This window comes from Flavimaricola marinus (assembly GCF_900184895.1).
GTDB lineage: Bacteria > Pseudomonadota > Alphaproteobacteria > Rhodobacterales > Rhodobacteraceae > Flavimaricola > Flavimaricola marinus.
The window spans coordinates 1-12,950 of sequence record NZ_FXZK01000028.1; the positions used below are offsets into that span (position 1 = coordinate 1).

General features: G+C 58.0%; 14 protein-coding genes. 11 read left to right on the forward strand and 3 right to left on the reverse strand.

What is annotated here, in order from left to right; genetic code table 11:
• Together LOM8899_RS23960 and LOM8899_RS22495 are read right to left on the reverse strand one after the other, a co-directional pair.
• On the reverse strand, nt 1-156 hold a 156-nt coding region (locus tag LOM8899_RS23960), incomplete at its 3' end, for an antitoxin PaaA2 family protein (protein WP_370739410.1).
• 608 nt (nt 157-764) lie between these two features.
• Nucleotides 765-1,418, reverse strand: a complete 654-nt coding sequence (locus LOM8899_RS22495) for a GntR family transcriptional regulator (protein WP_093994469.1) — start codon at nt 1,416-1,418, stop codon at nt 765-767.
• A 132-nt stretch (nt 1,419-1,550) separates the two neighbouring features.
• On the opposite strand from LOM8899_RS22495, the gene LOM8899_RS22500 reads away from it, so the two are divergent.
• The 11 genes from LOM8899_RS22500 (at nt 1,551) to LOM8899_RS22550 (ending at nt 11,657) form a co-directional block, all read left to right on the forward strand.
• Nucleotides 1,551-2,822, forward strand: a complete 1,272-nt coding sequence (locus LOM8899_RS22500; RefSeq protein WP_168770644.1) for an ABC transporter substrate-binding protein — start codon at nt 1,551-1,553, stop codon at nt 2,820-2,822.
• A gap of 105 nt (nt 2,823-2,927) precedes the next feature.
• Nucleotides 2,928-3,779 (forward strand): carbohydrate ABC transporter permease, encoded by an 852-nt coding sequence (locus LOM8899_RS22505; RefSeq protein WP_133065098.1) that lies wholly within the window; start codon nt 2,928-2,930, stop codon nt 3,777-3,779.
• Nucleotides 3,776-4,591 carry a carbohydrate ABC transporter permease gene (locus tag LOM8899_RS22510; protein ID WP_093994472.1) on the forward strand — a complete coding sequence of 272 codons (816 nt, stop codon included), beginning with the start codon at nt 3,776-3,778 and terminating at the stop codon, nt 4,589-4,591. Before LOM8899_RS22505 ends, LOM8899_RS22510 begins: the two co-directional genes overlap by 4 nt.
• Before the next feature lie 13 nt (nt 4,592-4,604).
• The gene (locus tag LOM8899_RS22515; protein WP_093994473.1) at nt 4,605-5,657 is read left to right on the forward strand and encodes an ABC transporter ATP-binding protein; all 1,053 of its coding nucleotides are present in this window, start codon (nt 4,605-4,607) and stop codon (nt 5,655-5,657) included.
• Nucleotides 5,585-6,802: a cupin domain-containing protein gene (locus LOM8899_RS22520; RefSeq protein ID WP_211096265.1), complete on the forward strand. Its 1,218-nt coding sequence runs from the start codon at nt 5,585-5,587 to the stop codon at nt 6,800-6,802. Before LOM8899_RS22515 ends, LOM8899_RS22520 begins: the two co-directional genes overlap by 73 nt.
• The gene (locus LOM8899_RS22525; protein WP_093994475.1) at nt 6,802-7,590 is read left to right on the forward strand and encodes an HpcH/HpaI aldolase family protein; all 789 of its coding nucleotides are present in this window, start codon (nt 6,802-6,804) and stop codon (nt 7,588-7,590) included. Before LOM8899_RS22520 ends, LOM8899_RS22525 begins: the two co-directional genes overlap by 1 nt.
• Complete coding sequence (locus tag LOM8899_RS22530) at nt 7,580-8,287, forward strand: alpha/beta fold hydrolase (protein WP_093994476.1); 708 nt, start codon at nt 7,580-7,582, stop codon at nt 8,285-8,287. The genes LOM8899_RS22525 and LOM8899_RS22530 overlap by 11 nt, the downstream gene beginning before the upstream one ends.
• Nucleotides 8,274-8,984 carry an RraA family protein gene (locus LOM8899_RS22535; protein WP_093994477.1) on the forward strand — a complete coding sequence of 237 codons (711 nt, stop codon included), beginning with the start codon at nt 8,274-8,276 and terminating at the stop codon, nt 8,982-8,984. The genes LOM8899_RS22530 and LOM8899_RS22535 overlap by 14 nt, the downstream gene beginning before the upstream one ends.
• On the forward strand, nt 8,981-10,255 hold the full coding sequence (gene otnK / locus LOM8899_RS22540; RefSeq protein ID WP_093994478.1) for a 3-oxo-tetronate kinase: 1,275 nt from the start codon (nt 8,981-8,983) through the stop codon (nt 10,253-10,255). Before LOM8899_RS22535 ends, otnK begins: the two co-directional genes overlap by 4 nt.
• Nucleotides 10,252-10,902 carry a 3-oxo-tetronate 4-phosphate decarboxylase gene (gene otnC, locus LOM8899_RS22545; protein ID WP_093994479.1) on the forward strand — a complete coding sequence of 217 codons (651 nt, stop codon included), beginning with the start codon at nt 10,252-10,254 and terminating at the stop codon, nt 10,900-10,902. Before otnK ends, otnC begins: the two co-directional genes overlap by 4 nt.
• Nucleotides 10,899-11,657, forward strand: coding sequence for a hydroxypyruvate isomerase family protein (locus LOM8899_RS22550; RefSeq protein WP_093994480.1), 759 nt, complete (start codon nt 10,899-10,901; stop codon nt 11,655-11,657). The genes otnC and LOM8899_RS22550 overlap by 4 nt, the downstream gene beginning before the upstream one ends.
• Before the next feature lie 11 nt (nt 11,658-11,668).
• Here LOM8899_RS22550 and LOM8899_RS22555 read toward each other — a convergent pair whose 3' ends face one another.
• Nucleotides 11,669-12,745: an acetate and sugar kinases/Hsc70/actin family protein gene (locus LOM8899_RS22555; protein ID WP_245820729.1), complete on the reverse strand. Its 1,077-nt coding sequence runs from the start codon at nt 12,743-12,745 to the stop codon at nt 11,669-11,671.
• Nucleotides 12,746-12,950: the final 205 nt, after the last annotated feature.

Genomic DNA, 12,950 nt, shown 5'->3' on the forward strand with positions numbered 1-12,950 from the left:
CTGCGCGGCCTGCATTACCTGAACCTGTGAAGTCCCGCCGCGTGCATCCTCAAGCGCGGCCTGTACCTTCACGCGAAACCACGCGTCATAAGCATTCGCTTCAGCAGCCACGGAAATGCTCCTCGAGGCCCATATCCAGAAGCTTTCCAAGGTCATCGGGCATGTCTGCAACGCGCACCGCAAATTGGCAACGCTTCCGTTTCATCCGAGACTCGCCTTGCTCATCGGTGCCGAGGTGCGGCCCTTCCTTATCCGTTGGATCCATTGCGCTTTCTCCGACTGTACTCTGGGTCGATGCTACATCACCCAGAGTGGCGCCGTAAACGGCAATGCCATTGTGGTCACATCAAGTCGGGCCACTTAGGAATCCAATGCCGGAGGTGGCAGAATCCTACGTGAAGCTCAAAGCCGCCGTTCATTGAAAGCGCGGCGAAATCTGACTCAGAGCCCATTGTGTAAATTTGAATTTTTCGCTGCGAGCGCACGCAGCGTGAAACTTGCGGCGGGTGCGAAAAATCCGATGCCGCGGCGCGGCGGGCGATGCCGTCATTTGTGCAGGTTGCAACATAGATCAGATGTCAAATCTACACATCGCGGGAAAAGCGCCTTTTGGCTGCAACTGGGCAAATGTCTGCCTTTGGAACCTTCGATGCAAAAAATGGGGATCAGTCCTAGCCATAAAAAATATTGCAGCAACGGGAGGACCCGAGGTTGCCTTCGTTCAGATATCCTCTGACTGATGTTCCTTCGGAATGAGGGCGGCTCTATGCGGTACGGGCGCCTGCTCCGAAGCGGCGGTTGTAAAGGGTTCGATAGGCCTCGGCGGATGCAGGCAAGTGCGCGCGCACCGCGGCGACAAGTGCGTCTTGTGACTTGCCACGCAAGGCCGCGATGATGTCGAAGTGCTGGCTGACGACCTGTTCCATATGGGCCGCATCTTCGTATTTGACCACGCGGATGGGCTGGGCCGCTCGGGCGTGTTTGCCAATCAGCTCTGCCAGCCTCGGATTGCCGCAGCACGAATACTGAACCTCGTGAAACTCTTGATTGAGCCAGAATACTGCACGGAAGTCCTGTTCCTTGACAGCTGTCGCATGGCGGTGCGCGATATCCTCCAACTTAGCTGTGATTTCGTCATTGCAGGGAAGTTCTGTGCGTTCGGCAGCGGCTGTTTCCAGAATGATGCGAACATCATAGAGCGCGTCAACCTCGTCTGGTGTGAAGTCCACGACTTCGACACCGCGGTTTGGGCGGCGAACAAGGAGGCCACGAGCTTCAAGTTCAGCAAAAGCATTTCGAACGGCGTTACGTTTTGCGCCATGTCGCTCCATGACGCGGTCCTCAATGATTCTGCTCCCAGGGGCATAGACGCCGAAAATGACATCGTTCTCGAGATCGGTTGTCAGAGTGTCATTCATTCTATCGGTTCCGTTTCATTCAATGAAAACAGCTTAGCATGTCCTAAAATTCTGTCCATTACAGATTATCAATAATTTTATTGACGAAATTGAAGTGATCCGCTTACGATGGGGCAGTTAAGGGAGGAAACTATGAAACTATTCACCAGCGCGATTGCAATCGCGGCATCACTTTACGGCGCGCAAGCGTTGGCATGGGAAGCAACGGAAGGGCGGCCTTACGAAGGTCAGACCGTCACAGTGCTTGCTGTGAAATCCAGCCAGTTCGAGGCCCATGAAGCCCGACTTGCAGAGTTTGAAGAGGCGACCGGCATTGATGTCGTTTACGACTACGTGCCGTTCCCCAACATGAAAGAGGCCCTGACGACCGAGATGGTGGCCGGTGGCGACTATGACGTTGTGTCCGTGATGGATCAGTGGGTTCACTCGTTGCAGATGCTGATGGAACCGATCGGGCCCGGCATCGAAGCCCAAGGCACAGACCTGAGCGATTTCCCGGCTGCACACCTGCGCCACGGTATGTTGAATGGCGAGCTGATTGGCTTGCCCGTGCGTGGCCACGTCCAGTTGATGTTCTATCGCACCGACCTGTTGGCAGAGGCCGGTGTTGAGCCGCCCCAGACATGGGAAGAAATGGTCACGGCCGCAAAAGCGATCCAGGACAACACCGATGCGGCTGGTGTTGCTTTGCCTTATGGCAAACTGAACGGCCAGAACCTGATGGTCTGGATGAACCTACTATGGGGCAACGGTGGCGATCTGTTCGATGCAGATGGCAACGCGATCTTCAATTCTGACGCCGGTGTCGCCGCAACGCAGACGTATATCAGCTATCTGGCCGAAGAAATCGTGCCGGCAGGGTCCGCAGTCTTTGTCGAGCAGGATGCCGTCACAAGCTTCAAGCAGGGCAATTCCGCCATGCTGCCCGTGTGGTGGTGGGTGCGTTCACAGCTGAGTGATCCGGAGCAATCCACGCTGACGGCTGATCAGATCGGGTTCACGGCCCTGCCATCGGTCGCCGGTGCAGACCGCACGACGTTCACCAACACGTGGATCTTTGGTGTCACCGCAGAATCCGAAAACAAGGATGCGGCGACCGAATTCCTTGGTTGGCTGACCGATCCGGCGCTTGAGCGCGACGTGCTTATGGATCCTGATCTGTCCGAGGTCGTTGCCGTTCATATGTCCAACCTGACGGACGCAGAAGTCAACGAGCGTTGGGGCGGCATGCACCAAGCCGCGGCGGATGCACTGGCTACAGCGGACGGCGTTGAGTTTGGCGACAACTGGCCGCGCATCGTTCTGATCCTTGAGACGGCGATCTCTAGCCTTGCGTCCGGTGAAGCCACAGATGTTCAGGCGACGCTCGACAAAGCTGCCGAGGATATTGCGGCTATCCGCTAACCTCCCGAGGGTCGGACGGCACCTGTCGTCCGGCCCTATTTTGCCCATCCCCCAACGAGACGAGGTGACCCCGTGCAAGACCGGCTTTTACCCTATTGGTTATTGGTGCCCGCCTTTATCATCGTGCTGGCGACAACCATCTACCCGCTTGCCTATTCCTTCATCACATCGTTTCGCGCTTGGGACCTCACCAAGAGCCGTCGGCCCGAGGGCTTTGTCGGCATCGACAATTACATTTACGCCGCCAGTGAAAGCCAGTTCCTGAACTCGCTTTGGGTGACGTTCATTTTCGTCATAACCAGCGTGGCACTGACTGTCGTATTGGCCATGGCACTGGCCCTGCTGCTGCGCCGCAAAGGCCCGATGCACACCTTTACGCGGATTATCCTGATCCTGCCCTTCGCCATGAGCCCCGCGCTGATCGGTGTCAGCTACCGCTTTATGTTCAATCCGGAATTCGGCGTTCTCGCCAATGGTCTGGGTGCCGTGTTTCCCGCGCTGCAGGGCGTGCCGTGGTTGGCTGACCCGCAATTGGCGATGGGCATTCTTGTCCTGACGGATGTCTGGCACTGGACGCCTTACATGACATTCATGTGCCTTGGCGGCCTTGCCTCTATTCCGCGCGAAACCGAGGAAGCCGCCCGCATTGATGGCGCATCCAACCTGCGCATCGTATTTGGCATCATCCTGCCTCAGATGCGGGGTGTGATTCTTGTAATGGCCGTTCTGAAAACGATCTTTGCGCTGAAAATGTTCGACCAGGTCGTCACACTGACGGGCGGCGGCCCCGGCACATCGACCGAAACACTCGCCTATTTCATCTTCAACGTTGGCTTCCGCTGGTTCGACATGGGCTATGCCTCTGCACTGGCGTGGATCCTGACGGCGATCATGATGTTCATCTCAATCTGGTATGTCCGCATGCTGCTGAGCGAAAGAAAGATGGCAACCGCATGAAAAAGACGCTCGCATATCTGGGCGAACGCGCCCTGCTAACCCTCATCTCTGTCGTGCTCCTGTTTCCGATCGCATGGATGTTCCTGACAGCGTTTAAACAGCCCCGCGATGCCTATTCGCTGTCGCTAAATTTTGAGCCGACGTTGCAGAACTTCGTCACCGTGTTCTCGGACCCGTGGAACCTTGGCTCGATGGTGATGAACTCGGTCATTGTGGCGACTGTCACGGTTCTAATCGCGGTGCCATGTGCGGCGCTGGCGGCCTATTCGTTCTCTCGGTTTCGGGTGAAAGGGCGCAAGTTCCTGTTCTTCTTGATCTTGTCGACCCAGTTTATCCCTGCCGTGGTGATCGTGCTGCCGTTCTTTCTTATGTTCCGCCAATTGGACATGCTGGACACACGACTTGCGTTGATCATCGTCAACCTCGCGATCGTGACGCCTTTCGTGATCTGGATGATCAAAGGCTTTATCGACGCGATCCCCACCGACAGCGAAGAGGCCGCGATGATTGATGGCGCCTCCCGCCTGCGGGTGATCAAGGATATCGTCATGCCCATGGCCGCACCCGGCATCATGACCAGTTCGATCTTTTGCTTCATCCTGACGTGGAACGAATTTCTGTTCGCGCTGATCTTGTCGCGGCGCGACGCTGTGACCCTGCCTGTCGGTTTGGTCAGCTTCCGCACCGAACGTGGCGACCTTTGGGAATTGATGTCAGCGGCGGGTGTTATGATCACCGTCCCGATCTTCATCATGGCCCTGTTCATCCAGAAACACTTTACGCGCGGCATGACGGCCGGCGCGGTCAAATAGAAGGAAACGAAACATGGCCGAAGTCCGTCTTGTCGATATCGAGAAGAAATACGGCAATTTCCTTGCCGTCCCGAAACAAAGCCTGACCATTCACGATGGCGAATTCCTTGTGCTGCTGGGGCCTTCTGGCTGCGGTAAGACCACGACGATGCGTATGATCGCAGGTCTTGAGGACATCACATCAGGCGACATCATGATCAAAGGAGAGCGGATCAACGACAAACCGCCCAAGGATCGGGACATCGCCATGGTGTTCCAGAACTACGGTCTTTACCCGCATATGACTGTGCGCCAGAACATCGAATACCCCCTTAAACTGCGGGGTATGGACAAGGCGTCACGCAAGGATCGCGTCATGGAAACCGCCGAAAAGGTGGAACTGGACGCGCTATTGGAACGTCGCCCATCTGAGCTGTCGGGTGGTCAACGCCAGCGCGTCGCGCTTGCGCGTGCGATCGTGCGCACGCCCTCGATCTTCTTGATGGACGAACCACTCTCCAATCTGGACGCAAAACTTCGCGTCACGATGCGGGCCGAACTCAAACACCTGCACCACGAGCTTGGCGTCACCACTGTCTACGTCACCCACGACCAGATGGAGGCCATGACACTGGCCAGCCGCGTGGCCGTCATGCGCGAAGGCCGTATTGTGCAGCTGGACACGCCCAAGAAAATTTACGCCGAACCAGCCGATCTGTTTGTTGCAGGCTTCATCGGGTCGCCGTCGATGAACCTGATTGACGGTGCCGTTAAGGGCGGTGTGTTCCGCACGGACGGCGTTGAGGTGCCGGTTGATCTTGGTGACCGCGACGGCGTCGTGCTGGGTATTCGCCCCGAAGAGCTTGAGATTACACAGGATACCGACGCCGCCATTGGTGGTAAGCTTTATGCGCTGGAATTAACGGGTGAATCCACATTGGTCACCCTGCGCAACGGCCCCACATCGGTCTGCGCACGCGGCCACGCGGACTTCGAGGCAGATATCGATTCACCGTGCCACCTAGTACCAAAAGATGGAGCACGGTTCCATTTGTTCGATCGCGCATCCGGCGAACGGCTGAGATAAGAAAAAAGGATATGACAATGCCCCCCATTACCCAAGATATCGCTGACAAACGCCACATCAAGCGCGAAGACTATGTGTCCTGCACGGTCGCTTTCATCGACTGCAAGAAGCCTGGATCGGACACCAAGGAAAACTACTCCATCATCGGCCCGGGCGTCACATCGTCGGACGATCAGATCATCAACTTGCCAGAAGCGCATGGGTTCAACATCGGCGCGGCGGCCATGCCCCACGGGATCACAAACAACCTGCACATTCACTTCACCGCCGAAGTGTTCATCGTTCAGGCAGGCGAATGGACGTTCCGCTGGGGATCAAACGGCGAAAACGAAATCAATGGCAAGAAGGGCGATATTGTATCCGTTCCGACATGGATTTTCCGCGGATTCACCAACGCGGGCCCCGACGACGGCTGGCTGTTTACGATCCTGGGTGGTGACAACACCGGCGGTGTCATCTTCCACCCCGAGATTATCCGCGAAGCCGCAGACTATGGTCTTTATATCTCGTCCGACAACCGCCTGATCGACACCTCGCGCGGTGATGAAGTCCCACCTGAAAGCGGTCGCATCCCACCTATGCCGGATGAAGACGTTGCCGCCCTCCGCGATGTATCGCGGAGCGAAATGATGTCGCGGATTGTCGCGTCTGATGCGCGTGATTTCCGGCCTGCCTTCATTGATCAAGTGTTGCCAACAGGTGGCGCTCAGATTGCTCCGGTGATCGGCCTTGGTATGACGCAGAACCGTGATCATGCCGCGCCAATCAGCAATGCGCATGAGTTTTCAGCCGAATGGCTAAGGATTGAACCAGGCCAGTCGGTCGGTCCGTTCATGGTCGATGAGAAAATGGTGCTGATGATGCATGAAGGGCAATTGCAATTGGACTACATAGACGGCGGCAATGCGTCGGTGCAAGTGAACGCTTGGGACACGTATTCGGTTCCCGCTGGTGCCATGCGCACCCTGAAGGCGACGGGCGACACTGCAACCGAAGTGCTTGTCGTTCTCAACGGCGATCACCGCAAACGGCCCGTCTTTGCGACCGAAGTCATAGCCGCGGCAAAAGAAGCGGGCCTTGGCCTTGACGCAAGCGGCTTTGTCGCCAAGGCGAGCCTTCTGCCCAGCTATGGGCGGGCAAGCTAATGCGCGCCAACACCGTCCGCACCCGTCTTGCCGCCTCACAGGTTGTCGTAAACGGCTGGCTGTCGATCGGGTCAGCTTATTCCGCCGAAGGTGTTGGGCACAGCGGTGTCCACGCGGTCACGGTTGACCTTCAGCACGGCATGCTGGATTTCGCGGATGCGCTGGTGATGATGCAGGCCATATCTGCGACACCTGCCACGCCGATGGTGCGCGTTCCTGGTCTGGATCCGGCAAAGATCATGCACCTGTTGGACGCGGGTGCCTACGGCATCATCTGCCCGATGATCTCAACCCCTGAACAGACCAAGACGCTTGTTGATGCGTGCCGCTATCCGCCGCTTGGCAATCGCAGTTTCGGTCCATCGCGCGGGCTGCTTTTTGGCGGGCCGGACTATGTGGCGCAGGCCAATGAAACAGTTATGGCGATCCCGATGATCGAAACCGCCGAAGCCGTTGACCGGATTGAGGAAATTCTAGATGTCGAGGGCGTCGATATGGTTTATCTTGGTCCCAACGACATGGCTTTCGCGCTTGACGGCCACGTTGGGCATCCTCGTCCGAAATCCGAAGCGGCCTTGCTTCACGTGCTGAATGCAGCCACCCGTCGCGGTATCCCAGTCGGTGTTTTTTGCAGTGGTGGCGATGAGGCACGCAGCCGGATCGCGCAGGGGTTCCGGCTTGTCACCCCGGGCAATGATTTTGCCCACCTAAGCCGCAGCATGCGCGACGCTGTCCGCATGACCCTCGAAGATACCAGCCCCGAAGTCGCAGCGCAAAATGGATACTGACGATTTAGCAGGTCGACCTTGGGTCTTGCTAGGCGGAACGCTTTGCACTGAAATCGTGTTTGAGGGCTTGCTTGATGCTCTGAAGGTGCCAACGTCTTATCGTCGGCATGTCCTGCTTGATCAGCCAAAGATCGAAGACTACGAGCCGATCTTTAGGGATTTGCCCCCCGATACGGTCGTGTGTGGGTTTTCACTCGGAGCGATTGTCGCCGCGCATTACGCAGATCGCATGTCCGCCCATCGTTTGATCCTTATTGGCGTAAATCCTTTTGCCGATGATCCAGCCAACGCCGAAAACCGTCATGGTCTGGCGAAAGATGTGAACGCCCTCGGAGGAGCGGCGGCGCTCTCTGCCCGTGCGCCCGAGGTTTTTGGCTCGACCCCTGACCAGACACGCGCAATGATTTACCAGATGGCTGACACGGCAGCGGATATGATAGACGCCCAAACCCGATTGGCGCTGACGCGTCCTGGTGCGGTGCCCGCGCTGGCGCGCGCCGATATGCCAGTTCTTGCCATAGCGGGCGCGCAAGATAAAAACGCCCCACCCAACTACGGAAAAGCAGCGGCCCAAGCGGCCCCCGATGGCCAATTTGTGGCACTTGAGGGGTTGGGGCATTTTGCACTGTTGGAAGACCCGATAGCTTGCGCGACAGCCGTAACCAATTCCACAAAGGTCGAAAATGACGCCAACTGACATCAACACCCTGATCACGCGTTTGCAATCCTGCGATACTCCGACCGTGTGCAACGCGATCGAAGTCGCGCAAGGCAAGCGCGGGTTTGACGGTTTCACCCATCGCACTGTTGAGTGGTCGGGCAAACCTGACGACCGCATTGTCGGGTTTGCGCGCACCGCCCGCATTGCAGGGGTCATACCGCCCGCAGACCCGCCTGAGGATATTCGCGCCCGTCGGATGGCTTATTTCGAGGCGATGAACGATGGTCCACGCCCCGGTGTCGCCGTGATCGAAGACATGGATGGTGAAGCAGCCCTTGGTGCGTGGTGGGGCGAGGTTCATGCGCAGGTTCACCAGAACGTCTTTGGACTTGGTGGAGCGGTAACCAACGGTGTGATGCGCGATCTTGGAGATATGCCCGACGGGTTTCCTGTGCTGGCGGGATCAGTGGGCCCCAGCCACGGATTTGTCCATGTGCGCGATGTCGGAACGCCCGTCACCGTGTTTGGAATGCGCGTCGAGCAGGGTGATCTGGTTCACGCCGATAGACACGGCGCGATCTGCGTTCCTACAGAGGTTCTGCCATTGCTGAACGCAGCAATTGATCGGCTCATTGCCGCCGAAGCAGTGGTTCTTGATCCGCTTAATGATGGACCCGTCGATTTTGAAACATTTAAGGACCTGTGGGCTGGGTTCGAAAAGGCACGCACATGACCGGAACCATACTAGGCTGCATCGCTGACGATTTCACAGGTGCCACAGATATTGCGGGGCTTCTGGCGCGCAGTGGTATGCGGGTGTCCTTGCGCATCGGTGTGCCCGATCAGCCGCCCTCAGACACCAGCCCGTTCGAGGTTATCGCGTTGAAATCGCGCACCGCCCCAGTAGCAGAGGCCATCGCCGAAACCCGTGCGGCCCTCACGTGGTTGAAAAACGCCGGGGCAGCCCGGTTCTTTTGGAAATACTGCTCAACGTTCGATTCCACGCCCGACGGAAACATCGGCCCTGTTGCAGAGGCGCTGATGCGAGATCTGGGCACGGATCAGACAATCTATTGCCCCGCGTTCCCTGAAAATGGCCGATCCATCTTTATGGGGAACCTGTTTGTAGGCCAGCAGCCCCTCGCCGAAAGCCCGATGAAGGATCACCCGCTTACCCCGATGCGCGACAGCAACTTGATGCGCCTGCTTGCGCCACAGGTGACCAAGCCTGTCGGGCTGACCAACAGATTGACCGTCGCGAAGGGTGTCGACGCCGTGCAGGCCAGCCTCGCACAACACCGCAGCGACGGCACCGCGCATGTGGTCGTCGATGCCGTTGCAAACGCCGACCTTGAAACCGTCGCAGCCGCCTGCCGCGATATGCCCCTGATGACGGGCGGGTCCGCCGTGGCGATGCCGTTGCCTGCCTTGTATCTGGCCGATGGGCTGTTGTCGGCGGATGCGCCCAAACAAGCCGTTCACGACATTGATCAAAAGACGATCGTCCTGTCGGGCAGTTGTTCCGCAATGACAAATGCGCAGGTGGCATCCTACATCGCGACGGGCGCGCCCGCCTGTCAACTTGATCCGCTGACGCTCACGCAGACGGGCCCGCAAGCCGTTCTTGATTGGCTCGCCAAGCAGGATTTGACCGAGGCCCCGTTGATCTATGCAACCGCCGACCCCGCAAGCGTCAAGGCCGCGCAGGCCAAACTTGGCGTGGCCGAAGTGGGGGCCTTGATCGAACAAACCCTTGCGGCCTGCGCCGTGGCGGCACGCGATGCAGGTGCGCGGCGGATCATCGTGGCAGGTGGTGAAACATCGGGCGCGGTGACCACGGCCCTAAAGGTCGCCCAACTGGACATCGCCACCGAAATCGCTCCCGGTGTGCCGTGGACCTATTGCGTTTCAGACGGCGCACAGATCGCACTGGCGCTGAAATCCGGAAACTTCGGCAGCGAAACCTTCTTCATGGATGCCCAAGCCAAGTTGGAGCGCGCATGACATCCGAAACCAACCTCAGAGAGCAAATCTGCCTGCTTGCCAAGTCCATGTTTGATCGCGGGCTGACAGGGGGCAGCACCGGCAACATTTCTGCGCGCACGCCCGATGGGGGACTTCTCGTTTCCCCAACAGGGACAAGTTTCGGGCGGCTTGATCCTGCGCGGCTCAGTCGTTTTGATCCAGCGGGGGCCTTGATCGACGGTGACCCGCCAACCAAAGAAATGCCGCTGCATTCGGCGTTCTACGATACCCGCACGACGGCGGGGGCGGTTGTGCATCTGCATTCGTGCCATTCTGTTGCTTTGTCGATGATGCCCGACGCCAATGCGGACGATTTTCTCCCGCGCCTGACGCCCTATGCCATCATGAAACTGGGCCGTGTGAAGTTGCTGCCGTTCTTTTTGCCCGGTGATCCGGCGATGGGGGACGCTGTGCGCGGGCTCGCTGGCAAACGCTCTGCGGTGATGTTGGCCAATCACGGCCCTGTCGTTGCAGGCAAGGGTATCGAAGCCGCCTGCAACGCAATTGAAGAACTCGAAGACACCGCACGCTTGGCGATGATGACGCGCGGGTTGTCGCCGCTCGGGCTGTCGGACGGGGATGTGGAGCGGCTTGTGACGACATTCGATGTGGAGTGGGAGGCATGAGGTTTTCCGCCAACTTGGGTTTTCTGTGGGCCGATCTGCCGCTGCCCGACGCCATACGAGCCGCAAAAAACGCTGGCTTTGATGCGGTCGAATGTCATTGGCCCTACGGAACGGCGTCGGCGGATGTGCGCACGGCGTTGGACGAAGCCGGGCTGGAAATGTTGGGGCTGAACACATCACGCGGCGACGTGTCCGCAGGTGAAAACGGCCTTGCCGCATTGCCGGGTCGCGTAGACGATGCACAGGCCGCAATTGACCAAGCAATCACATACGCCAGCGAAATCGGGTGCAAAGCGGTCCACGTCATGGCTGGATTTGCCAGCGGGCCGGAGGCCCATGACACCTTTGCCGCCAATCTCGCCTACGCCTGCGCACAGGCCAAACCGCACGGGATCACGATCCTGATCGAGCCGCTGAACCGCTATGACGCGCCGGGGTATTTCCTGACAACGACGACGCAGGCGGTCGATCTGATCGACACCATAGACACCACCAACCTAAAGCTCATGTTCGACTGCTACCATGTGCAGCTTATGGAAGGTGACCTGACCCACAAACTGGCAGATCTGATGCCATACATCGGGCATATTCAATTCGCGTCCGTGCCGGACCGTGGGCCGCCCGCTACCGGAGAGGTGAATTACGACCACGTTTTCAATGTGATCAGCGCACTGGGCTACGACAAGCCCTTGGGGGCGGAATACAAACCAAACGGTCCAACCGCTGACACGTTGGGTTGGCTGCGCGGGCGATAAACCCGCGCCTCTTAGTCTAGGTTTGAACGCCACTTTGCCGCATAGGCCTTGAGGGCGGCAAGGCCAGTTGCGTCTTTGGATCTTACGGGTTGGACCAGGTTGGCACGTCCCCCCATAAGCAATGCGGCACCTATGCTGGTTCCGGTCGCAGCGTCGCTCGTAAGAACCGGACGGTCGGTCGCTGCCTGAAGCATAGCAACAAATTCTGCATTTCGTGCAAACGGACCTTCGACAATTGTCGGGCCCGATGCCCCAGTCAGTTGCAGGCACGTCTCGGTCATCAGAGCGAGGTAAAAGGACAGGGCGACAGATCTGCGGCCCGAACCTACGTCCGGCTCTTCTCCGCTCCACTGCATCTGCCGCCCTTGAAAGGGGCCGGTGCGGGGATCGACAGATGGAAGGATCATGAGCGAGGATGCCAGAACATCCGCGATATCGAGGTCTGACGGGGACGAGGGATGGCCTTGCTGGATGATCTCATATTCGCGCCCGCCCATGAACCGCGCACTGGGCACGGCTTGCCCACGGGCGTTGACGTTAATCAGGGTATCACGAGACGGATCAAGGGGCGCGTCATCCCCGCCAACAGACATCACGATGACCCACGTTCCTGTTGAGACGACCGAAAACGATCCGGTTTGGGTCAGGATATGCGGGTAGAGCGATGCGTTTGAATCATGGATTCCAGCTCTTACTTGGGTGTTGAGAGGCAGGCATGTGGCCTGAGAAATGTCGGGTAGGATCGTTCCAAGAACCTCTGTCGATTTGCGAACTCGGGCGATTTTACCTTCTATCGCAAGGGCGGCAGGCAGGGTTGAAAACACGCCTTCGCGCGGTGACCAAAGATCGGTGTGGCATCCGATTGATGTCACATCCGTCGCGGCAATACCTGTCAGGCGGTGCCCCCAATACTGCGGGTAGGTGACAATCTGGGCCGTCCTATCCCGCAGGGTTGGATCGGTTGAAAGCTGGTAGTGAAGCTGCGCGCCGATATTCAGCCCACCCGCAAGCCTTGGCGATCCTGTTTGCGCGAAATCCGGCCGGATCGCATCGTAGGCTGCAATGATCTCGGCTGACTTGAGCCGCATCGCAGCAAGAGTTTTGCTGTATATGCAAAGCAATGCTGCGCCAGCAACATGGCCAAAAGCCAATGTCGGGAAAGTCCGGATACTGTTGAAAAAGTCCGTTGATCTGATGATCTAGTCCTGATTCACTTGATTTGAGAGTGGAGGACATGGCGATGATGGGTTCAAGGCAGGTGGCGCAAGGCGCGCTTTTCTATGAGTTCTCAAT